This is a genomic window from Paenibacillus woosongensis, from assembly GCF_009725165.1.
GTDB classification, from domain to species: domain Bacteria; phylum Bacillota; class Bacilli; order Paenibacillales; family Paenibacillaceae; genus Fontibacillus; species Fontibacillus woosongensis.
Map to the genome: position 1 here is coordinate 116977 of NZ_WNZW01000010.1, position 23613 is coordinate 140589.

Consider the following 23613-nt stretch of genomic DNA (forward strand, 5'->3'; position numbering starts at 1 on the left):
AAAGCTAGCTGTCAAAAGAAGTAACAGGATTTTTTTCTTCATTCTCATAAACTCCTTTTACTATAGTTTTATATTTTAGCAAGGTTTCTTGGGATGCCATATCTCTATATCGTTCGAATAATCCCATACATTTAAGCATACACTTTTTGTTATTTATATAGGAGGATTTTTCAAGTCCTTTTAGCAAATTCACGAACCCCGCGGTGTAAATTTCCTTCTTAAGATAATAGTAAGCTAAATTGTGTAATAATAGAGACAAAAGGTTTTCGCTATAATGGTTTTTGTTGATATCAACAGTCTTGTCCTTATTCACATAAGCTGCAAGTTCAGACTCAAAATGCTTAAGAATATGATCTACATTGAAATGGTATTGATTAGCTGCTTCCATAATATTAAATAAAGCTGGGATAAGTTCATTTTGTTCTTTTTCGATATATGCAACGTACTCTGGGAGTACACTGGTATCACCACACATTAGCTTAATCACATATGTATTGGCCTTTGCCCATTCCAGAAAGACACCTTTCCAGTGCCGGGTGTTCTCATCATCTTCTTTAACCCAGCTAAAATCAGCATAGTAGGAGGTATAGTGTAGTGCCTGCTTATAATCTCTTCGTGCATCACAAACATCAGCGTGAAATAAGTTGGCCAATGCTATATATGTAAACAGCGGCCTGCTAGGTTTAGATTTTTCTTGAATCTTCACAGGTCGCGCCGTGAAGTATAAAGTTCTGGCCAAATAACCCAGTCTGTTTGCTATCATTTCTACTTTATCCCACTGGTGTAAAAAACGGTATACATTTCCTAAGTCTCTCAAAGCATCTAATTGAACAAGTTCATCCAATCTTTCTACATAGGGCTCGAACAGAATAGCTGCTTTATAATTATCCTCTTGATTGCTTCCCAAGCGGATTGAAAATAGTCGATATTGGCAGAAGGCGAGCCGTTCTGAATGCTGATGCTTCTCGCTTAGAGCCACATTTTCAAACAATAGTTCTGCTGCTTTGCGCTTGTTCTGCTGGTAAAGGTCTTCCGCTACATCGAATAGAAGGGGAGAGTACATCAGATTATCCATTAACAAGCTGATCACTTGCTTCATACAGTCCAATTTATCGAGATCTGCACAGCGGTATAAGAACGGCTTGAATCTTCGCCAGTTGGGAATGTTTTGGCTCAAATGGTCTTTAATATATTGCTCGTAAAAATATCCCTCAGGGTAATTCATGACCCTTGTAAGGCGGTCCAAATGATCTACTGTTAATGTTTTGTTTTTATTTAATATGGAACTCAGTGTGCCTGCGTTAATATTGGAGCTACTTGCTAATTTCCTTAGATTCATATTTTCCTGGTTCATGAAATCGACGATATGCTGGAGAACTGAAGATGTATAGCTCATGCAAATCATCCTTCTTCAGTATTTCTTGTCAAACTGTAAGTGTTTAGAAAATGGAAAGGCCCTTGTCTTCGAAATATGTCTTTTTATTCTTTGATTTCTAGTATATTACAAATATAAACAATATTTGATGATTGGTCAATTCTATTTAATAAGATGTTTATATTATGTCATAATTTGATCTCAAGCTATACGAAAGAAGTTCATCCTTTGGAAGGGATTAAAGCTAGAGTCTGCAGGGAATGTCTGATAAAATAAATAAGTTATCGTCGTTTCAATTTAAATTTAAGGGAAATCAATATACGAGGGCCGCTCGGCCGCTCGGGGAGGAATATATGAGCAGCACAACATTAACGCGGCAGGACGTGGAACTCTTGGCGCCGGCGGGCGATTGGGACTGTATGCGGGCCGCGGTGGCGAATGGGGCGGACGCGATTTTTTTTGGAGTCGAGAAATTCAACGCCAGAGCCCGGGCGAACAATTTTCGCATGGACGAGCTTCCGGAGATTATGGCCTTTTTGCACAGCTACGGGGTTAAGGGATTCCTGACTTTTAATATTCTCGTATTCGAGGATGAGCTGCGGGATGCGGCGGAGTTGATCGAGGCCTGCATCGATGCGGGCGTAGACGCGGTGATCGTGCAGGATTTGGGACTGGTCAAAATGATTCGCGAAATGTCGCCGGACTTTCCGATTCACGGCTCGACCCAGATGACGATTACTTCGCCGGAAGCAGTCGAGTTCACGAAGCCATGGAATATGGAACGTGTCGTGCTGGGCCGCGAGAACAATTTGAAGCAAATCCAGAAAATCGGAGAACAGGCAAAGCTGCCGATGGAAGTGTTTGTTCACGGGGCGCTTTGCGTATCGTATTCGGGACAATGCCTGACCTCGGAGATGTGGGGCGGGCGCTCCGCGAACCGGGGGGAATGCGCTCAGGCCTGCCGTCTCCCGTATGACCTGATCGTGGACGGGGAGCAGAAGCCGATGGGGGATGTGGCGTATTTATTGTCTCCCAAAGACCTGGCAGCGATTGATTTGATGCCGGAGCTGATCGAGGCGGGTGTGACGTCTTTTAAAATCGAAGGCCGCTTAAAAAGCCCGGAATACGTAGCTAACGTTGTGAGCAAATACCGCAAGGCGATTGACCGTTATTTTGACGGGGAGGATGCCCGGCCGTCGAAGGAAGAGGTTCGGGAGCTGCAGCAGAGCTTCTCGCGGGGCTTTACGCATGGATTCCTGGAGGGCACGAACAATAAGAAGCTCGTAGAGGGCACGTTTCCGAAGAGCCGGGGCGTGTATTTGGGCCGGGTGGAGCAGGTGCTGCGCGACGGCGTTGTCTGCCGCCTGGAGGCTCCTGTGAAGCGCGGAGACGGGATTGTCTTCGATGCCGGGGATCCGACGAAAAAAGAAGAAGGCGGACGTGTCTATGATTTGCGCCGCAAAGGTGTGAGGCTGGAAGGCGAAGCGGACGAGAAGTGGATCGTCGATATCATACCGGGACGCAATGACGTCGATCTGCGCAAGGTTCACGTCGGCGACCGCATTTGGAAGACGAGCGATCCCGCGCTGGATAAAAGACTGCGCCAGACGTTCGAGACGGACAAGCCATACCGGGTATTCCCGGTGCATGTCCGCGCTGCAGGGCGGGCTGGCGAGCCGCTGGCGACCTTCTGGACGGATGTGCAGAAGGGAACAACGGTGCGCGTCGACTCCGAGCTGCTGCTCGAGACGGCGCAAAAACGGCCGATGGACGGCGCCCTGCTCGAAGAGCAGTTCGGCCGTCTCGGCGGCACGCTGTTTCAGCTCGAGCAGCTGGATGCATCGCTGCATGGCGATGTGATCCTGCCGATGCGAGAGCTGAACAGCATCCGCCGGCGCGCAGTGGAGCTGCTCGCCGGCGAACGGCCAAAGCCGCCCGTTTACGTGAAACGGGCGGACGCCGCCACCGCCGCCACAGCTGTGCTGGGCGCGGCGGGCGCTGGCGCACCACGCGCAGCGGGTGCGCCTGAAGGCGGCGGCGCGGGCTTGGCCGCGCGCCGCGCCTTGCGCGGTGAAGCGGAGCTCACCGCGCTGTGCCGCAGCCTGCCGCAGGTGCAGGCTGCGCTGGAGGCTGGCGTAGGGATGATCTACGCCGACTTTGAATTCATCAAGCAGTTTCCGGCAGCGGTGGAAGCCGTTCGGGCTGCTGGCAAACGAATCGCGCTCGCGACGCCGCGCATCCATATGCCGGGCGAGAACGGCTACCATAACAACATCCTGCGGCTTGAGCCCGATGCGGTGCTGGTGCGCAACACCGGGGCGCTGTACTATTATTTGCGCCACCGGCAGGAGAATCCGGACTCGAAGCATCCGCAACTGATCGGCGACTTCTCGCTGAATATTGCCAACCACAAGACCGTGGAGCTGTTTCTGGAGACCGGCTGCGATATCGTTACGCCATCCTACGATCTCAACATCCAGCAGATGGTGGATTTGCTGGGCAACAGCCAGAGCCTGGCTGGTAATATGGAGATCGTCATTCACCAGCACTTGCCGATGTTCCATACGGAGCATTGCGTCTACTGCACCTTCCTGAGCGAGGGTACGGACTATACGAACTGCGGCCGCCCATGCGAGCAGCATAGAGCATCCCTGCAGGATCGTATCGGCATGTCCCATCCGGTTCGTGTTGATGAAGGCTGCCGCAATACGGTATATAATGCGATCGAGCAGTCGGGTGCGGAATATTTGCGGAACTTCCTGGAGCTTGGGGTACGGAGCTATCGTGTCGAATTCTTGGAGGAAACGCCGGAGAAGGTGCATGAGGTCATCCGTCTCTACACCCAAGCCCTACGCGGTGAAATTAGCGGCACCCAGGTATGGAAGACGCTCAAGGCGACGAACCAGCTCGGCGTGACGCGTGGACAGCTGATCAAGTAAGCTGGCTGAAGTTAACCATCCAACTACGTGAAGCGACGAATTGAATAAACCAACTAAAGTAAACTGGGCGGCTCAAGCCAAGTGCACGACGAAGGGCAAGCTAGCCGACCGATCTATAGGAAATAACTAACCAAAGCCCCTCTGACGCTTCGAAATTAAGCGGAGGAGGGGCTTTTAGAATTGATAAAAAGTAGAAATTTTGGAGCTTTCGTCTGTTCTTGTCGCTGGAACTTATTAAGCAAGTTCTGCAGTGATAAGGCCAGGTGTTCCCTGTGTGGGCTTATCCCACATGCACTTCGAAGGAGGCGACCGCCTGTCAGCGGTCTAACGAATCTTAGCCACGTTATTTGTACATATTTGCGATTATTTTGAATTTAACGGTTATCATCGACTCTATTTACGGTTTATCTGCTGTTTGGGGAAGTGAAGTGTAAAATAACGTTACCTGCAACCGTTACATTTACCCAAGGGCTTATTTTAACCAAATAATGATTGTGAGATTCGTTAGAGAGTCGCGGTCAGTCTCAAGATCAAGGTCACCATCAGGGTCTAAGCCTTGGTGTCGCATCTCCCTAGGAGTCACGTCTTGCTGTTGCGCCCCGGTGTCGTATCTCAGTGCTTCGTCTCAATGTCACATATCCGAGGTTTCACGTGTGTCTCACTTCGTGCCACAGTCTAGGTCCAGGTATCGCGTTTGCCTCGCCTCGTGCCACAGTTCTAGGTCAGATCTAGGCCCCTGCCTCACTTTAACTCTATGTCCTGCCCGGGTGCTTGCAAATTCGCTCTCATGCTTCACGACTTGCGCTCAGCAGCAAAGTCTTGCTACAAGATGGCGAAGTCTCTACCTTACGATGAGCGTCCCCAAACATCTACCACAATTATAGCGTGGCAATGATTTTACCTGCAGAAATGGCTGTGGTATAGTCGGCGGGCGTTCCGGTATGGTCATAACCCGTCGGCCAGAATATCGTAGCTTCCGGCGGAGAAGAATTCGCCGCCGACAACGTCGTCCAAGCGCCGCTGCTGTCCTTGTAGCTGAAGCAATCGCACACGACGGCGTCGTGGCGGGTCGTCCATTCTGGAAGCGGGTCAGGCACAATCTCGAATTTCTGATCACAAGTGGCAACAACAAGCCTGGCAGTGGTCAATGCACCGAAGGGTTCATCCTCAGCCAGGAAGGTCTTCACGACCTCGCCGGCAACCTTGAACTCCAGCTGGCCGTCGCAATTCAGGGATAGTTCGATCGGCACCACCGATCCTCCCTTTATCATCCACGGCCCCCCATCGTTGGCAAATCCGGTATTCCAGAACCAGTGCCAGTTGTCATTTGCTGCTTCTGCGGGTTTGGTGGATAGTCCGCATTCGTAATGGACATTTGCGCCAAAGACACCCAAGTAGAAGTTGATGAAGCCTACATTTTTCTCGAAAGTTGCACTCTTGGGCAGCTGAATGGTAGTTCTTAGCCCATACACACCCACATCCGTTGACCATCGCAGAACTTTTGCATACTCTTCCATAACTACAACCTCTTTTCGTATATTTTTTGGATAAAGGAGGACAAGCTGTCGCCATGCTGAGGTAGTATTGTCCTTTCATGAATTAAGGAAATTATAGAAGGCGTTTTACAACCGTCGTTTAGTACTTTCGAAGTTTTAGCGGGAGATACTTCTTTTTTATATGCATAAAAAGCCTTGATTATATCCAAAGGGGACTAAACTTGTTTTAGATTAAAAGATTTAACGGAGTTACACTTTGAAGATCCTCTTATTTATATAAACCAAATACAGAATCGATAATAATACAGTCAGATGGACCAGTAGATTTCCATGTCCAGATTAATTCTCACAAGTAATCAAATGTTTTAAAACGAAGATGGTGGTGTGATTTGATAAAATGAATTACATTATGCAACAAGAATAGAAAGTGGACATCCCCTTAATGCAAAAATAGATAATGGGTATAACAATGAAGGATGTTGAAGATGAGTGAACAAGGCAATGGTACAACGAAACGTTTAAACAAAGTCATAAAGTATGTTCAAGAACAAACCAAGTTACTTGAGGGGAATGCTAAAGAGTTAAACATTAATCCCGGTACATTACGAAACTGGGGTGAAAGTATCGAAAGACTGAGAATGAACCTGTTAACGAAGGCGATACTCTTCGCTAGTAATCTAGTAATCGATGAGCAACATCGTTAAATCGAAGAGCTGAAATCAAAGGAGCCTAATTGGCTCCTTCTTCAATATGTACTGCATATTTCATTTTTAGTTTTACAGCAAAATTACTAATATGATAAATAATAAATGATATAAAAATGGATGAACCTAGATAAACAAAGGGCATTAGAGGTAAATTGTAACGAGCATAAGCAAAGTAGTAGCTATTAATCACAGTAAAATAAAGTATAAACAAAAAAATGAAGAATATTTCAGAGCGTTTATTTTTCAGCGAAAAAAGGGAAATTAGAAGGCCAGAAAAACCAATCCCTAACGAAATTTTTTGAAAAAGTGCTACGAAATCACCCGTTATATTAAATATTGGAATCCAATAAAAGGTATCTTTCCAAAATAAGATGGGCTTAAGAAGTAGATAACTTTTGATCATTGAAGACGGGTTTGTTTCCCACCAAACTCTCATTCTCTCTTTGGCAAAGATCTCCTCGTATTTAAGTTCATAATAAGCATCTTGCACAGGCATGACTTCTTTAACCTTTATTATCACATCATCGTATGATTCGTTGTTCGGATATCCTTCGCCTTGAAATGTTCCAAGAAGTAATGGATCTCCCGAACTACCTGAAAGGGGTATGAAGTCATTGAAATGAATATAGTTTCTAATCCACCAAGGAGTTAATAGCAGGATTAAAGTTATAAAAGCTATGGCGGCATACCTGATCATTAATTTCCAAGGATATTTTTTTGTTAGGTAGTATATTAGCAAAACAAAAGGCATTAGGGCTACCGTGGGCCTTAAAAATAAACAAATAACATAGAATGCCAACAAGCAGTAAAAATGTCTTCTTAGTTTAAACTTTACATGTAACATAGAAAAATAAACAAAAAAGATAAAACATGCTGTAAATGGTGCCTCTGTCATAACGAGGTTGTCAGTAACAATGTGAGGCACAGAAAGCGAGAAGATCAGAGCTGATAGAAGGCCAGTCCAAACATTATGTAAATATTTACCAATAAGGTATATTCCGTAAATTGAAGCCATGCCAAATAACATCATAAAAGTTTTTGTTACGTATAAACCTAAATCAGCAGAACCAAAGACATAAAATATTGTAGCAAGAAAGATGGTAAAGCCTGGCATAATATGTACTGTAGGAGTTCCTTTTTGATGATAACTAAACACTCCGGTTTGTAACAGATCCTTTGCACTATTGATATATCCTTGATCATCACTATTAATGGTCATGCCAATACCGTATTTTGCCATGGTGTAATTTCTTAATATGAACGCAATGCCTAGCACTATATAGATAAGGTATTGATTTTTCCCTAACAACATCTTTATCTTCATTAAGCTAATCATCTCCTTAGAAACTAATAGTATCATAATATTAATCTAGCGTGGTGTTCTTATAATGTTGTTGAGAAGAACTATTTATAAAACTGGTAGATCAGACGAAGCAGAGTTGACATTATGCATATAGCTTGGGTTAAGTTTCATGAGATGATTGCGATAACCCGGGAGGTATGAGTATAATTTAGAGCAATTACTATTTTTAGAAGAAGGTGCTCGATATTATAAATCAGAGGATCATATTTGCAGATATATTGAAGATTATAGCCATCTTTGCAGTAATTAATATCCATGTATCTGGATCATTCTCTATAGCTAGTTTTACTACAACCAATATCACTAACTGGTGGTTGGATAATGTATTTAACGGGGCTTCGAGATGGGCGGTACCAATCTTTTTTATGGTATCAGGGATGCTGTTACTAGAACCGAAGAAAAATGATTCTCTAAAGGTATTTTTCACTAAAAGATTCAATAAAATTTTTATTCCGTTTATAGTCTGGGGTGTATTGTATGAATTAATTAAACCCAGGTATACGGGCGTTGACTTTACATTCAAAGAAATGATAAAGGATTTTTTAGGAGGGTCAATCTATACACACTTTTGGTTTATGTATGCAATTATCGTCATATATATTTTTGCACCAATTTTAAAATCATTTGTTGCAAAAGCTAGCAAAGAAACTTTGTTATACACTCTGGCCGTTTGGTTCGTATTCGTATCAATATTGCCCCAACTAGAGCATTTATTAAAATTTAATTTTGATTATAGCACGGACATATCTTTTATTTGTTCATACGCTGGTTACTTCCTCTTGGGGCATGTGTTATCCCAGTACGAGTTTACGAAACTTTTCAAATCTGTAGTTTATACAGGGGCTATAATTGGTTTGATATTTGCACCAATATCAACTTACTACCTCACCAAAAAGAACGATGGTAATTATGCAACCTTCTTCAGCAACAATTTGAGCCCTGATGTAATCTTAATTGCTGTATCCGTGTTTCTTCTTTTCAAGTCGATAAATTGGGATCGCGTATCTGGGAAAAAGCAGGAAGTATTTGTAAGAGGAATTGAGACATTGAGTAAAACTAGCTTCGGTATTTATTTGTTACACTTTATTGTTTTAAATGAGTTGGTACGAAGTGGAATAGGCGTTTTTAAAGTGGATGCTCCATCTATATTAAGAGTGCCTATTACTGATATTGCAGTATTTTCAATAAGTTTTGCAGTGATTTACCTGCTACAAAAGATTCCGTTAGTCAAAAAAATTGTTCCTTAAAGTAATACAGACCCCTGTTTTGAGACAGGGATCAAAACACCCTGCAAATTTACGAAGCCAGTCGTTGGAAATCCATCGGCGACTGGTTATCTAGTTTCGTTTGAAAGCGAATTAAAGCGATGTGGTCACGAACGGTCTGTACCACGATTGCAATCGTGGTAAACTGTTCAAGATAGAACGTTTCAGACTTTAGCGTAGAGTTCCATAGGGCATTTCGGCAGGCGTTCCTTTATGGAACATGCTCATGATAATGCCTTTTCATTTTATCGCAGTCCTATAAGCTTGAGCCCATATATATGGCTGCCTTCCGTTGCTGTGAAGCAGCATATTTACCCGTTTGGAAGTTGATTCAGTGTATCCATAAGGAACCTGGGAAGCACCAACTGCTGCAATTTGGTCGTGTACATGCCCCCTTTTTGTGTATAATAGGCATATATTATTTCAGGTCTTTTATTAGAAAGGGACAAAGAAATATGAAAATCCGTAAAGCCATTATACCTGCGGCAGGATTAGGAACGCGGTTCTTGCCGGCGACCAAGGCGATGCCTAAGGAAATGCTTCCGATTGTGGATAAACCGACGATACAATATATCGTTGAGGAGGCAGTAGCCTCAGGAATTGAGGATATCATCATCGTAACGGGGAAAGGCAAGCGTGCGATCGAAGATCATTTCGATCACTCATTCGAACTTGAGTATAATCTACATGAGAAAGGCAAGTGGAAACTGCTTGAAGAGGTTCGTAAATCCTCCGAGATGGCGGACATCCATTATATTCGGCAGAAGGAGCCGAAGGGTCTGGGGCATGCGATCTGGTGCGCGAGAAAGTTCATTGGAGACGAACCGTTCGCCGTGCTGCTCGGGGATGATATCGTCGAATCAGAGAAGCCTTGCCTAAGACAAATGATTGAAGTATATAATGAGCAGAAATCATCTATCGTAGGCGTTCAGCCGGTGCCGTGGAGCGAAGTGTCGCGTTACGGCATCGTGGATGGCACGGAAATCGGAGATCGTGTTTACGTAGCTAATCAGCTTGTAGAGAAGCCGGAAATGGAAAAGTCTCCGTCCAATTTGGCTATTATGGGGAGATATATTTTAACCCCTGCCATCTTTGGCATACTGGAGGAGCAGCGTGTCGGCGTAGGCGGCGAAATTCAATTAACGGATGCGATATCCAGACTTAAAGAATATGAGCAAATCATTGCTTATAATTTTGAGGGAATCCGCCATGATGTGGGCGAGAAGCTAGGATTCATTGAAACGACGATACACTATGCCTTGCAGAGCGAAGAGTTGAGAGATCAACTGCTGGAGTACATGGCGCAGATCATCGACCGAAACCAACGAACAAAAACGGCCTCTCGTTAAACGAGAAGCCGTTTTTCTTATGCCTAGAATTGAAGCTTTGCGAGCTGAGTAATGGTTTCCTGCTCAGATGGGTTAATTTGAATCAATTGGTCGTAGACCGCTTGGTCATTCGCTCCGGTTTTCTGCAATGCAGCCAAATACCAGACAGCGATTTCTTGCATGGTTGAATCATGTAAGTCTCCCGTCAGGCCATTTTTCAGAACAGCAGCTGCCTGCTCCGGTTCATTCATCATAAACTGCATTTTACCGGCACTTAACGTCATCTGCGGTGTGATGTAGAACTCTCCGCCTTGGAATTGTCCCGGAGGGAGGGTTTTTAAATGCTCGACTCCCTCAACCACATGCTGGTAAGCATTTAGCCCGGTTTTGAAGTACTGCTCTTTTTCGGCGATATTGGCCTGGCCAAGTGCCTGATAACCGAGCTCATAGGATTGATAGATCAGTTGATCATACCAATTCATGTCCCAGGCATACTTGTCTGCGTTGTCTCTATATATAGCATACGCCTGCTCGTCTTCTCCTTTTAGCTGGTGCAGGGCGATAAGCTGGTTATAGATGTTTTTATTAAATGGTTCCTTTTTCAAAGCATTCGTTAGTAAATCATAGCTTGCCGTATAGAAGGTCTCATTCTGTGTCTGTTCATATCCTGCTTTCAGAAGCACGGACATATTTAGTACAGCATCAGGCTGGTGGGCACGTTTCTGAAGCGCACGATCCAGCGGTGCTTGGATCTCCTGGAAGTCGGAGCTTGTGCCCATGAGTTCTCGTCCTCTAGTTACTTCATCATTGGCTTGAATGTAGCGAATCGAGGTAAAGATGAGTACGAGTGAAGCAATGACCGCCACTGCGCTATACAACCCGCGAGCTGCGGATGGTTTCAAGGCTAGGCGCTTCACGGGCTCATTATCCATCGCTGCCGCCATGCCGGCCAATCCCAGGAATACGATAATACCGATATAAATGTAGCTCATATTGAAGTCCATCAAGCTGTGAATGAACAACGAGAATACGAGGATGAAGTAAATGAAATGAGATTCGCGCTGTTCTTCTGATGAACGGATATAACCTTTAATATATTTGTAGAAAATAAACAGAATGAAAGCCATAAATACCGCAAAGCCCAGAATCCCGACTTCCACTAAATACTGCATAACAAAGCTGTGTGCCTGCCGGCTGAGATAAGGGTTGTTCTGGTATTTTTCATATAGAGCAGCCCATGCACCACCGCCCGCACCGATGACAGGATAGTCCTTCATGACTTTAAGGGCATCTTTATAGAAGGTTAGACGCTCGAGCACACTGTGCTGCTGGAAGTTGATGTTCTCGAGGCGCTCGCCGATATTGCCTGGCAATAGATGCTTGGCATTTGTTCCAAGGAAAACTGCTGCAATAATGACAACCGCTACGATGGAGCCGATCGGCAGCCATAGGTTAGACAGCTTGCGCACAGACAAGCCGCTCAGGCGCTGTTCCAGCTTAGGAGCCAGGAAACGCTGGGTCAGCCAGGCAAGAGCTGCAACGATAACGGATGCGGCCAACACGTAACCCCAGCCTTTGGCTGGATCCTGGATGAGACCTTGGTGAAATTGCTGTCCTAACTCAGTTACAGGTTTAGCAATTAGCAGTGTGCCGATACCGGAAATCAAACAGTACAGAATCCAAAGAACCTGCTTTGCCGGTTTTAAGAATAGCAGAAGTACGATAAATACGACCGGAAGGAAAACTAAACCACCGCGTGATAGAGTCAGCAGGATGGAAAGCGCCATCGGTACGAGCATGAAGCCATGGATCGCTTGCTCATACCATTTCCGGGAACGCGTAATGGCGAACACCGCAACAAAGAAGAAAGCCATCAGGAAGGCGGCATATGTGTTCGGATATTGGAACACCGATGCCAGCCGTGGACCGTTAGCGTCAATCCAGACAGCCTGGTTATATTCTCCATTATATACCGTGCTCGAAAACCACCCGACGAGCGCTGACACGGTTCTGCCTTGGCCAAGCCAATTCAGCAAACCGAACATAACGATGATGTAAGCAGCAGTAATTGTCGTTATTTCGACAAAGCGGTTGCCTTGTTTATTTTGCAGCAAATATAGGCCTATAATAAATAGGATGGCGTACAGGCACTGGATAAGTACCATGTTCATTGCAAAATAGTGGGAAGCCGCTGATAGGAGCGAGAGCAGGTACGTGATAGGCACAAGCAGCACAAAAGCGGCTGTCCAACTGCGCTGATCGTCCAGTTTAATATTTTTGTAGTAAGCGGCAAGCCAGATCAGCAGCAGGAAGCTGCCGATAATGACAGACCAGTAGATGGGCTTCTCAAATTGTAGAATGAGGCCGTTGAATAAGCCGGCCTGAAAGGGCGCCCAAATCATTAGAAAAGCAATGCCAATCTTTAACAGCCATGCAGCAACCGATAATTTCTCTCCATTTCTCGACGCTGAGGCCTTTTTCCCGTATACTGGATTCGACAAGGTTACAATCTCCTTTGCTTGTAGATACGTCAATTATTTTAGCATACAAGAATTTTGGAGACCAGTGCGGTAGATTATCAAAATTTTAAATCTAGAAGGAGTTTTTGAACTTGGGTACTGTTAAATCAATATTAAGAAACCCTATTACTTTAGTAATAATGGTAGCCTTTTTAATTCATGTACTATTTTTAGTGAAAAACCCTGGGGATAACTTTTATTTTCCCCATCTATATTCGGAAGAATTGGTAAATAGATTTGGCCCAGGTATTGTACAGTACGGCTCATACGACGCCACCTTTTATGCTAAAGCGGCTGAACAACTTCTGTATGAGGGTATATTAGGGTATAATTCAGAACAACCTAATGCTTACGTTACACCAGGTTTGCCAATTTACTTGGCTTGCACCTTCGCGTTAGCTGATTTGGTTCACATAGACCATTCATTAATGGCTAAGATTTTTAATTTACTATTAAGTGTCGGTACAATATATATAGTTTATTTGATTTGCAAAGAAACATTTTCTAGGAGAATAGGGCTTATTGCTGCAGTTGTACATACCTTCTATTTTCCGATAATGCATTATTTTAGAACCTTGTTAACAGAGACACCATCCATGTTTTTTTTCTATCTGTCTGTATATTTATTTGTAATGTGCTTAAAAACCAACAAAAAATTCTTTCATATTATATTCGGTATTATTTTTTCTATCTCATTAATGATTAGGCCTAATCAGGCACCATTGATATTAATACCGATATATCTTGTAATAAAAAAATTCGGAGTAAAAGAAAGTTTTAAAATTGCATTGTTATGGTTAATAGGACCGCTGTTGATAATACTACCTTGGATTATAAGAAATGCTATTCAGCTAAACGAATTCGTATTATTTTCAACACAATCTAATCCGCTATTTGCTGGATCTAATCCATTTTTTCTAGAAGATTATAATTTGATGTTACAAAATTTGCAAAATTCAGGTATGAGTGAGTCGGAATATGCTATTTTACGAATAAAAGAGGGATTTAGATCTAATCCAATACTTTGGATAAACTGGTTTTTATTCGGCAAAACAATGTACTTATTTAATCACCCATCCGGTTGGTACAATTATATAACCAACTATGGTTATTTAACCCCATTGGTAAAAATTTATCATTTTTCCATCCTGTTTATTGGAGTGGGGATATCAATCATTTCAAAAAATAAAAAAGTAAGAATTATTTTTAGCTCACTTCTAGTTTATGTTGGTTTTTGTAATCTGTTTCTACCGAATGATCGGTATGGTTTTTTTATATATCCATTTTTAATCATATTATTTAGTTACGCTATAAATGCAGTAATCAATAAACTTCTACCACGCTTTTCTTCTAAGGTATCTGACGAAGCATCTGAGGTGAATAACGAAAATAATACTCAGAAGCCTAAAAGTACTATTGAATTATTAAAAAGTAGCCATTTAATTCAATTTAGTAAAGAAATAATTAAACAAAGAAATATCATTTTTGAGTTGGCGAAGAAAGACTTTAAATCTCGATACTTAGGGTCATATTTGGGGGTCTTTTGGGCTTTTATTCAACCAACACTTTTGGTGATTATATATTGGTTTGTGTTTCAGGTTGGCTTTAGATCAACGCCTATTGAGAATTTTCCATTTATTTTATGGTTGCTGGCGGGTATAATCCCTTGGTTTTATTTCTCGGACAGCTTAGCATCAGCGGTTAGTTCAATTGAACAAAATAGCTATCTAGTAAAGAAAGTTGTATTTAACGTCTTTTTTTTGCCAATTGTAAAAATAGTGACATCTATGATAGTACATTCAGTTTTCATAGTAATACTTTTTACAGTTTATTTTTCCTATGGTCAGCCAATCAGCATTTATCAATTCCAGATTATTTATTATTCGTTCGCGGTAACTTTATTTTTAACAGGTTTGTCCTGGATCGTTGCCTCGTTAAATGTTTTTCTTAAAGATATTAGTCAAATTGTCACTGTAGTCCTTCAATTCGGCTTTTGGCTTACTCCAATTTTCTGGACGTTCAGCCTAGTACCAAATAATTTACATTGGTTGTTTAAGCTTAATCCTATTTATTATATTGTAGAGGGATATAGGGATTCCTTTATTAATCAGGTATGGTTTTGGGAGCATCCTTACTTAACAATATATTTTTGGGTTTTAACAATCCTAATGTTGTTCGTTGGGGCAAAGTTATTTAAAAAGCTTAGTCCGCATTTTTCTGATGTATTGTAAGAGTAGGAGGCTTTTATGAGTATGGATCAGAGCATAATTAGGGTTACAAACTTATCAAAGACATATAAAATTTACGAACGGCCAGTTGATAGGCTTAAGGAATCGATAGGTCTAGGCAAAAAAACGTATCATGCCAACTTTCGTGCACTGGATAGTATTTCATTTTCTATTAATAAAGGGCTGACAATTGGTATTATTGGCAGAAATGGATCCGGAAAATCAACATTATTAAAGATACTATCAGGGGTTCTCAGCCATACTGAAGGTTCAGTTAATATAAATGGATCAGTAGCAGCTATCCTAGAGCTTGGTGCTGGATTTAATGTGGAATATACCGGGATAGAAAATATCTACTTAAATGGCACTATACTTGGGAAAACCAAAAATCAAATAGACGAACGTTTAAACGAGATTCTTGATTTTGCAGATATTGGGGATTTCATACATCAGCCTGTTAAAACATATTCAAGTGGAATGTTTGCAAGGTTAGCATTTGCTGTGGCGATAAATGTGGGTTCGGATATATTGATTGTGGATGAGGCGTTAGCAGTTGGGGATATGAAGTTCCAAGCTAAATGTTTCCGTAAGTTTGAGGAGTTAAAGGAGCGGGGAACAACTATTTTATTTGTGGGACACGATATTTCAAGCATAAGAAAATTTTGTGATAAAACGATGTGGCTCCATAATGGTAAACTATTGAAGTTTGGAGACACCCTGAATGTGACTGCGGAATATATGGAATTTATGAATTCTGATCAAACAGGTGCACTTCAAACGGTTAACAGTTCAGAGGTTGATCAGGTAAACGAATATATTGAGAATAACATGGAGCCTATTAATCGTTGGGGAAGCCAAGTGGGATTAATAACTAACGTTCTTTTAATAAATGAACTAGGCAAACAAATAAACACTATTCAATACGGAGAGACAGTACGGATTAAAGTTAACTTTAAGTTACCTAAAGATGCTAATTTAGAATGTTTTAGTGTGGCTATTTCTATAAAAAACACTATGGGGCTTGATTTAATTGTATTCACCACTCATGACGAGAATAAAGTAAACTTCAGCAGTAATGATCCTGAAAAAATTGAGTTAATATTTGAATTTGTTAATTACTTAACTGAAGGAGATTTTATTGTTGTTGCAGCTCTTGAAGATCGATCAACAGCTCAACCCGAATATTATGACTTTGTTGAAGGGGCTTGTTATTTTAAATCTCTTATTCAAACCCAACTATTCGGTATTGTACACCCACCATATCGCTTAAGCAAAAAGGAGGGGTTTAAGTGACTACAGAGAATAAAAAAATGATAAATAGTGAACAGTATTGGGAACATAGATTTAATACGGACTGGGAGGAAAACTCCGGCAGACAACAAACGTTATACTTTTGTCAATTAGCCGAATCTATGTTTCCTGATTGGTTTAATACTTTACTAATAGAAGGGGCATCAGTAGCAGATATTGGCTGTGCTGAAGGGGACTGTACACATTTTTTAGCTTCACGTTACCCTAAAAGCACTTTTACAGGTATTGATTTTTCAGAGACAGCAATTCGTAAAGCCAGAATGTATTATCCAGACCAATTATACCTTCAACAAAGCATTCAAGACATTGACTTGAAATTTGACATAGTATTTTCTTCTAATACATTGGAACATTTTAAGGAACCCTTTGAAATTTTAAAGCATTTATTTCGTATTTCAAATAAATATGTAGCTATACTAATACCATTTCAGGAGTACGAACGGTTTAAAGAACATTTTTATACGTTTGACTATCATGATTTTGATATTAATGTGGATAAATTCTCAATAGTGTTCGCTGAGGAGCATGATTGCGGTAGAAACCCTAACATTTACTGGGCTGGGAAGCAAATTCTGCTCATTTATGCTCACAAGGATATATTGCCTGCTCATAAATTGACTTTAAAAGATTACATTAATTCTTTATCTAGTAACTACAATACTATAAAACAAGAACTTGACAATATTAGGGATCAGGCGATGAAGCTTGAAGAACGTCATAATGAACAGGTATCAATTAGTACTAGTCAGCAGGAAACATTATTATTGCAAGCAAAGTTAGTAGAACAGCTTAATAAAGAAAAAGAAGAAGCTTATAAAGAAAAAGTTGAGCTCATTAAAGAAAAAAAACAGTTGATTGAGGAAACAAAGGAACTATATAAGGAAATTACTGAGCTAACTAAAAATAATGAGAAAGCTAAAGTGCAAGTAACAGAATTAATAAGCGAAAAGAAAACTCTTGAGCAAGAGATACAACAACTAAATTTAGTTATTGAAATTGCAGATAAAGACATAACGAAATTAAAAGAAGAGCAGGGTAAAATAAGTGAACTACTTAACGACTTTAAGTTGGCACTTTCCTTAAGGGATGAAGATGAAATATCAGTGACTAGAGAAATAAAACAACAAAAAAATCAAATAGAGTGGTTACTGTCAGAAAAATATAGAGCGGACATTGAGCTTCAAGCTATAAAGTCATCGACTCTATGGGCGTTCGGGGCTAAATACTACGCATTTAGAGACCGGACTCCATTGGTTAGGGACGTATTTAAAGCGTTGCGTATATGGAGGAGATATGGTTTTAAGTCTCTAGTTAAAAGAGCTTTGTTTAAAATGAAAAATACAAAAGAAAAAAAAGTTAATGGATCAGTTAATTCATTATTTGAGGAAATTCTTACAAAGTACAATTCGCATGAAATAGATGGTCTTACTATTATACCGTCAGCCTTTGAATTCAAGGAGTTGTATAACCAACGCACAATTAATTTAGCAAAATATCTATCAACCAACAACAAAGCAGTTTTCTTTGTAGTATGGCAATGGTCTAAAGAAGATAACGTTGCACACAACTTCCAAGAAGTTTACCCTAATGTTTATCAAATAGCATTATATGATTTTTTTGACAATATCAAGTTGCTGGATCACTTCAGCGGAATGCCCTATAAAAAGGCTGTACTGAACATACCTTCTAAGAATTGGGGTCAAATCATAATCGATTTAAAAACGAAGGGTTTTGAAGTAGTTTACGATATCATGGATGACTGGGAGGAATTTCACAAGGTTGGTCAAGCAGACTGGTTTCAAAAGGAGTTTGAGGAATTCTTTATCTTAAATGCCGAACGAGTATTTGCAGTATCGCAAGCACTCGTAAATAAGTTTAAGTATTTGAGGGAAGATATTATCTGCGTAGGTAATGGTTATTATACTAGTCTATTGGGTGAAGAAAACCGAGATATTTCATTAAGTAATTTAAGGGAGGATGGCAAGGTTGTATTAGGCTATTTTGGACATCTTACAGAGTCGTGGTTTGATTGGGAGCTCATTGAAAAAATTCTTCTGCAAGAAAACTATATAGTTGAAATAATCGGATATGGTGCTAAGGAAGAAACTATTGCTCGAATGAAAAAAAATCCGAATTTTAAATATATAGGGACAGTTAATCCTGGAGAGCTCCATAATTACGTAAAAAATTGGGATATAGGATTAATACCTTTTAAGGAATCCAGTTTATCAGTTGCAGTTGATCCAATTAAAGTTTATGAATATATTTACTTTGGGCTTAAAGTAATAGTTACCGGAATTCCTCACCTTCATAGTTATCCTAATGTATTCCTTTATGAACAAAATACCGATTCTATTGAACAATTAATTAAGAATGTGTATGAACAAGAGAGAAGTAAGGAACTGGATAAGCAGATAGACATTTTCTTGAAGAAAACCACTTGGGAAAATCGATTTGAAGAATTACTAGGTAATCCAACAAATTGTTACATGGAGATATATAATCATGAATCAAATTAGGATTTTAAATGTTTATAAGTGGGCAACAATGGGTGGAGTAGAACGGGTATTTTTAAATAGAGCACATGCTTTTAAAAATGCTGGGTTGAACGTTAAATATGATGTACACTTTCTATATGATAGTGGAGGAATTACCAGATTTCAAAATTATATAGAAAGTAATAATTTAGAAGATCATATTGAACTTGTTAGCCAACTTGAAGCGGATAAATATGATGTTATACTTTCTGTGGACACACCAGAAATCTTTGATTATACAAATAATTACAGCAAAGTTTTTTTAGAGTGCCATACGTCATATAAGGATAATCGCTCGTATATTCGTAGACTCCCTTATAATTTAGGTGGGATTATAGTTCCATCTAATTTTTTTGCCGAGGAGCTTAAAAAGGAGTTGCCGGGATATTTAAAAGATAAAATCTATAAATTATCTAACTTTACAGTAGAATCGACTCCTAGTCTAAAATTGAATAACTTAATTTACGGTAAAACCCCACTGCTGTATTTAGGACGCTTAGATAAATTGAAAAATATAGAAGAGATTTTGCAGATATTAGCAGACTATTTAGAGACTTTTGGTGATGATTTTATTCTTATATTAGCAGGTCCAATTATTGAACATGAAATAAGTTTGCAGGAATTATTAATTAAATATGACGTGGTAAATCGTGTAGTATATTTACCTCCAATAGACTTTGAATATGTTAATAAAATTTTTCAAATGATTGTTTTACACAAGGGGATATTTATTTCCTCTTCTAAATCGGAAACCTTTGGTTTATCTTGTGCAGAAGCAATTTATAACAACATACCTACTTTGCTTTCATCTATTACTGCTCATGAAGAATTAGTTAATAATGACTCCCGTTTTTTATATCGTCTCGGGAACATTAAAGAAGCCTCACAGAAACTTCACAGTATTCAGCAAAACTATTCTGAATATAAGCACCAGTTGAAAAAATTACAATATAACTTTTCAGATAAACAATTCTTAAAGGATTGGATATCTTTAATAGAAGGTGTTGTTAGTGTTTAAGAAGCTTAGAATTGCATATTTTATGCATGTCGATTGGAACTGGGCAAAACAACGACCTCATTTCATTTTTGAAGGTTTATCAGAGGTGTATGATGTTGATCTTTATTGTGTCAAGAGCTTTGGGAAGCATTCATTAACTTCTGCAAATAAACAAAAAGATCGATTAAGAAAAAACTATTTTTCCATCAACAAAATACCTTTATCCGGCAAATCGAAGGCTTTAAAATGGCTTGAACGATTATCAAATAGTAAATTATCGAAAGGAATGTTAGATAGATACGATATAATTTGGATAACATCGCCTGTGATGCTTCACTTTATACCAAATCATTGGCTTTCTGGTAGAACAGTTATATATGATTGTATGGATGATTATTTGTCATTTAATAGAAACAAAAGTAAGTTAAAAAAACACCAGTCATATGAAGAAGAATTGATCAAGGCATCTATACTAGTATTTGCATCATCAAGAACATTAAAGGATAGGATGCTAAAAAGATATTCTACCTACTTTAATAACGTTAATATTGAAGTTATCCAAAATGGAATTACAGAAAAATGGCTAGATTATAATTTTGAGCATTTTAAGAGAAACATGTCCTCTAAAAGCTATAATATAGTTTATTCTGGAACCATAGGTGATTGGATAGATTTTGACAGCCTGGTTTACTTACTTGAATCACAAGCTGAAATTAGTATTCAATTAATAGGACCTATTGATACAAAAATTGTTAAGCATCCTAGGCTTAACTATATAGGGCCAGTATCGCATGAAGAGCTCCCAAATTATTTGATTAACGCTGATGCATTTATAATGCCCTTTCAACTGACAGATTTGGTTCTGACGGTTGATCCAGTCAAGATGTACGAGTATATATCGTTTTCAAAACCTGTATTTTCAATATATTACCAAGAAACTAAAAAATTCGCTCCGTTTGTTAAGCTATATTCAACGAAAGAAGAATTACTTTCATATGTTACAGAAACCATGTGGCAAAACCATGATAAAGAAGACATTGACATTGAAACTAGAAGAGAATTTTTGAAAAACAACACTTGGGCAGAGAGGCTTAAATGTGTTATTACAAAAATAGAAGAATTATAAATAAATAAAATACCTTTATATGAGTAAGGTGAGAAAATGAAAAAAGTACTTATTATTGTACCTGCATATAATGAAGAAAGAAACATTACTAGCTTGATTAATGAAATAACAGATTATAAAAAAAATGAAGGAGGAATCGAAATTGATCTGTTAGTAATAAATGATTGTTCAAGCGACTCCACTTCTCTTCATTGTAGAGAAGAAGGTGTAAAGGTTATTGATTTACCATGTAATTTAGGTATTGGCGGTGCGGTACAGACTGGGTATAAGTATGCTAAAAGCAATAATTATGATATTGCTGTTCAAATCGATGGGGATGGACAACATGATCCATCCTATATAAAGGTACTTATTGAACCTATCATTCTTAATGAAGCGGATTTAGTGATAGGCTCAAGATATATTGAGTATAAAGGTTTTCAGTCTACTGTCCTAAGAAGAATGGGAATTCGTTTCTTTACGAGTCTGATCCTGTTATTAGGGCGAAAAAAAGTAACCGATGCAACATCGGGTTTCCGTGCCTGCAGTTGGGAATTAATTAATAAGTTTGCGGAAATTTATCCGAAAGATTATCCCGAACCTGAATCTATAATGAGTTGTTTAAGAGGAGGATTCAGGGTCAAAGAAGTCCCGGTGATTATGCGTGAAAGAAAAGAAGGGGTATCATCCATAAATATACACAGATCAATCTATTATATGTTTAAAGTATCCTTAGCCATTATTATCGACTGGTTAAGAAAAGATTCCTTAAAACAGGGAGCCTAGACATGATATCGTTTAAGTTACAAGTTATATTAGTTTGTTTATGTATTTTCTTTATTTTTCTTTTTATTAGAAGGGTTCAAATATATAAATTAGAGTTAAAATATGCACTGATATGGATGTTTACAATAATTGCATCTCTAATACTCGCGGTTTTTCCTAGTATTTTAAATTTTATTTCAATGCTGCTATATATTAAAGAACCGGTAAATGCGCTTTTTTTAGTGGGTATCGTATTTATATTAATTATCATTTACAGTTTGACATCTGCTCTATCGAAGGCATCTAATAATATCAAAGATTTATCGCAAGAGTTAGGCTTAGTTAAAGAAGAATTGGAGAGTCTAAAGAAAACATTAGACACAAAAAGTGACTGAATGATAGGACACTAGAAGGGGTGCTCAAATGAAAGCCATTATCCTTGCAGGAGGCACAGGCTCGCGCTTGTACCCATTAACTAAGGTAACCAATAAACATCTTCTGCCTGTTGGGAAGTATCCCATGATTTTTCATGCAATATATAAGTTAAAGCAGGCTGGGTTGGACGATATTCTTATTGTTACCGGAAGAGATCATATGGGGGATGTCGTCAACCTTCTTGGAAGTGGCCGGGACATTGGCGTGACCTTTACGTATAAAGTTCAAGATGAAGCAGGTGGAATTGCTCAGGCGCTCGAGTTGGCGGAGCAGTTTGTTGGTGAGGATCAAATGGTCGTTATATTAGGAGACAATGTATTTGCAGATAATATTAGGCCATACATAGACAAATTTCGCCAACAAGGACAGGGAGCAAAGATATTGCTCCAGGAAGTGCCAGACCCTCAACGATTTGGGGTAGCGGAACTAGAGGGAGACAGAATTATATCAATAGAAGAAAAACCGGATAAGCCCAAAAGTAAATATGCAGTGACCGGTATTTACATGTTTGATTATAATGTATTTAGTATTATCAAGACGCTTAAGCCATCCGAACGCGGTGAACTAGAGATTACAGACGTGAATAATAAGTACATCGAACGTGGCGAACTTACTTTTGACATTTTGCAGGGTTGGTGGTCGGATGCAGGGACTCATTCATCCTTAAGGAGAGCCAATGAACTAGCAAAGGATTTGGAATTTGACGAGGGATTTGGAAGGCAAGACTGAATAATGCACTTAATGGGAAAAAGGGCTGTCAGTTATTTCTATATAGTAAGGACTTATAATGAAAAAAAAACTTATTAATATAATTAAGAAATACCCAATAATTATTAACTTTATCCAATACGGTATAGTTGGCGTTATTGGTACAATAATCCATACTTCTGTATTGACTATATGCGTGGAGTTATTTAGTATTAGACCATTAATTTCAACAGTTATTGGCTTTTTATTTTCATTAATAACATCTTATATTTTAAATTCTTTTTGGACTTTTAAGAGCGCAAGTATGCAAAAAGGGAGTTTTCTCAAATATTTTATAACTTGTCTATTGGGCCTTATAATAAATATGGTTATTATGTATATTGTTGTTGATATAGCAAACAAATCATATTTATTTGCCCAATTTATTGCAGTAGTAATCGTACCAATTTTTAATTTTACTTTATCAAAATATTGGGTTTTTAACTCGATTAAAGTGAATAGTCTATAGGTGTTTCAGATAAAACATCTTTAGTTA

At 39.5% G+C, this 23613-nt stretch carries 17 protein-coding genes; 13 read left to right on the top strand and 4 right to left on the bottom strand.

Annotation, left to right across the window (positions count from 1 at the left end; translation table 11 throughout):
* Positions 1-4: 4 nt before the first annotated feature.
* Positions 5-1396, bottom strand: a complete 1392-nt coding sequence (locus tag GNP95_RS19755; protein ID WP_155612565.1) for a transcriptional regulator — start codon at positions 1394-1396, stop codon at positions 5-7.
* Positions 1397-1728: 332 nt separating this feature from the next.
* On the opposite strand from GNP95_RS19755, the gene GNP95_RS19760 reads away from it, so the two are divergent.
* On the top strand, positions 1729-4314 hold the full coding sequence (locus GNP95_RS19760; RefSeq protein WP_155612566.1) for a U32 family peptidase: 2586 nt from the start codon (positions 1729-1731) through the stop codon (positions 4312-4314).
* An 878-nt stretch (positions 4315-5192) separates the two neighbouring features.
* Here GNP95_RS19760 and GNP95_RS19765 read toward each other — a convergent pair.
* Entirely contained in the window at positions 5193-5831 is a 639-nt protein-coding gene (locus tag GNP95_RS19765; RefSeq protein ID WP_155612567.1) for a hypothetical protein, read from the bottom strand.
* Between the two features lie 464 nt (positions 5832-6295).
* On the opposite strand from GNP95_RS19765, the gene GNP95_RS19770 reads away from it, so the two are divergent.
* Complete coding sequence (locus tag GNP95_RS19770) at positions 6296-6514, top strand: hypothetical protein (protein ID WP_155612568.1); 219 nt, start codon at positions 6296-6298, stop codon at positions 6512-6514.
* Between the two features lie 25 nt (positions 6515-6539).
* Here GNP95_RS19770 and GNP95_RS19775 read toward each other — a convergent pair whose 3' ends face one another.
* Positions 6540-7841, bottom strand: a complete 1302-nt coding sequence (locus GNP95_RS19775; protein ID WP_196427254.1) for an ArnT family glycosyltransferase — start codon at positions 7839-7841, stop codon at positions 6540-6542.
* Between the two features lie 257 nt (positions 7842-8098).
* On the opposite strand from GNP95_RS19775, the gene GNP95_RS19780 reads away from it, so the two are divergent.
* Both GNP95_RS19780 and galU read left to right on the top strand, forming a co-directional pair.
* Entirely contained in the window at positions 8099-9127 is a 1029-nt protein-coding gene (locus GNP95_RS19780; protein WP_155612570.1) for an acyltransferase, read from the top strand.
* 473 nt (positions 9128-9600) lie between these two features.
* Positions 9601-10494 carry a UTP--glucose-1-phosphate uridylyltransferase GalU gene (gene galU / locus GNP95_RS19785; RefSeq protein WP_155612571.1) on the top strand — a complete coding sequence of 298 codons (894 nt, stop codon included), beginning with the start codon at positions 9601-9603 and terminating at the stop codon, positions 10492-10494.
* A gap of 23 nt (positions 10495-10517) precedes the next feature.
* Here galU and GNP95_RS19790 read toward each other — a convergent pair whose 3' ends face one another.
* A complete protein-coding gene (locus GNP95_RS19790; protein WP_155612572.1) occupies positions 10518-12974 on the bottom strand; it encodes an O-antigen ligase family protein in 2457 nt (818 codons plus the stop codon).
* A 110-nt stretch (positions 12975-13084) separates the two neighbouring features.
* Between GNP95_RS19790 and GNP95_RS19795 the strand changes: the two genes are divergently transcribed.
* Genes GNP95_RS19795 through GNP95_RS19835 form a run of 9 tightly spaced genes read left to right on the top strand, consistent with a single transcriptional unit; the run spans position 13085 to position 23586 of the window.
* Complete coding sequence (locus GNP95_RS19795) at positions 13085-15223, top strand: ABC transporter permease (RefSeq protein ID WP_155612573.1); 2139 nt, start codon at positions 13085-13087, stop codon at positions 15221-15223.
* Between the two features lie 15 nt (positions 15224-15238).
* Complete coding sequence (locus GNP95_RS25835) at positions 15239-16513, top strand: ABC transporter ATP-binding protein (protein ID WP_196427255.1); 1275 nt, start codon at positions 15239-15241, stop codon at positions 16511-16513.
* On the top strand, positions 16510-19050 hold the full coding sequence (locus GNP95_RS19805; protein WP_155612574.1) for a methyltransferase domain-containing protein: 2541 nt from the start codon (positions 16510-16512) through the stop codon (positions 19048-19050). Before GNP95_RS25835 ends, GNP95_RS19805 begins: the two co-directional genes overlap by 4 nt.
* Positions 19037-20086 carry a glycosyltransferase gene (locus GNP95_RS19810; RefSeq protein WP_155612575.1) on the top strand — a complete coding sequence of 350 codons (1050 nt, stop codon included), beginning with the start codon at positions 19037-19039 and terminating at the stop codon, positions 20084-20086. Before GNP95_RS19805 ends, GNP95_RS19810 begins: the two co-directional genes overlap by 14 nt.
* Entirely contained in the window at positions 20079-21191 is a 1113-nt protein-coding gene (locus GNP95_RS19815) for a glycosyltransferase family protein (protein WP_155612576.1), read from the top strand. The genes GNP95_RS19810 and GNP95_RS19815 overlap by 8 nt, the downstream gene beginning before the upstream one ends.
* Before the next feature lie 36 nt (positions 21192-21227).
* Entirely contained in the window at positions 21228-21956 is a 729-nt protein-coding gene (locus GNP95_RS19820) for a glycosyltransferase family 2 protein (protein ID WP_155612577.1), read from the top strand.
* A gap of 2 nt (positions 21957-21958) precedes the next feature.
* Complete coding sequence (locus GNP95_RS26790) at positions 21959-22330, top strand: DUF2304 domain-containing protein (RefSeq protein ID WP_155612578.1); 372 nt, start codon at positions 21959-21961, stop codon at positions 22328-22330.
* A 28-nt stretch (positions 22331-22358) separates the two neighbouring features.
* Positions 22359-23099, top strand: a complete 741-nt coding sequence (locus tag GNP95_RS19830; RefSeq protein WP_155612579.1) for a sugar phosphate nucleotidyltransferase — start codon at positions 22359-22361, stop codon at positions 23097-23099.
* Between the two features lie 58 nt (positions 23100-23157).
* Positions 23158-23586 (top strand): GtrA family protein, encoded by a 429-nt coding sequence (locus GNP95_RS19835; RefSeq protein ID WP_155612580.1) that lies wholly within the window; start codon positions 23158-23160, stop codon positions 23584-23586.
* The last annotated feature ends 27 nt before the right edge of the window (positions 23587-23613 follow it).

Coding starts and splice junctions, on each gene's coding strand:
- GNP95_RS26790 (WP_155612578.1), top strand. CDS start 21,959: ATGATATCGTTTAAGTTACAAGTTATATTAGTTTGTTTATGTATTTTC.
- GNP95_RS19830 (WP_155612579.1), top strand. CDS start 22,359: ATGAAAGCCATTATCCTTGCAGGAGGCACAGGCTCGCGCTTGTACCCA.
- GNP95_RS19820 (WP_155612577.1), top strand. CDS start 21,228: ATGAAAAAAGTACTTATTATTGTACCTGCATATAATGAAGAAAGAAAC.
- GNP95_RS25835 (WP_196427255.1), top strand. CDS start 15,239: ATGAGTATGGATCAGAGCATAATTAGGGTTACAAACTTATCAAAGACA.
- GNP95_RS19760 (WP_155612566.1), top strand. CDS start 1,729: ATGAGCAGCACAACATTAACGCGGCAGGACGTGGAACTCTTGGCGCCG.
- GNP95_RS19765 (WP_155612567.1), bottom strand. CDS start 5,831: ATGGAAGAGTATGCAAAAGTTCTGCGATGGTCAACGGATGTGGGTGTG.
- GNP95_RS19755 (WP_155612565.1), bottom strand. CDS start 1,396: ATGAGCTATACATCTTCAGTTCTCCAGCATATCGTCGATTTCATGAAC.
- GNP95_RS19835 (WP_155612580.1), top strand. CDS start 23,158: ATGAAAAAAAAACTTATTAATATAATTAAGAAATACCCAATAATTATT.
- galU (WP_155612571.1), top strand. CDS start 9,601: ATGAAAATCCGTAAAGCCATTATACCTGCGGCAGGATTAGGAACGCGG.
- GNP95_RS19770 (WP_155612568.1), top strand. CDS start 6,296: ATGAGTGAACAAGGCAATGGTACAACGAAACGTTTAAACAAAGTCATA.
- GNP95_RS19810 (WP_155612575.1), top strand. CDS start 19,037: ATGAATCAAATTAGGATTTTAAATGTTTATAAGTGGGCAACAATGGGT.
- GNP95_RS19775 (WP_196427254.1), bottom strand. CDS start 7,841: ATGAAGATAAAGATGTTGTTAGGGAAAAATCAATACCTTATCTATATA.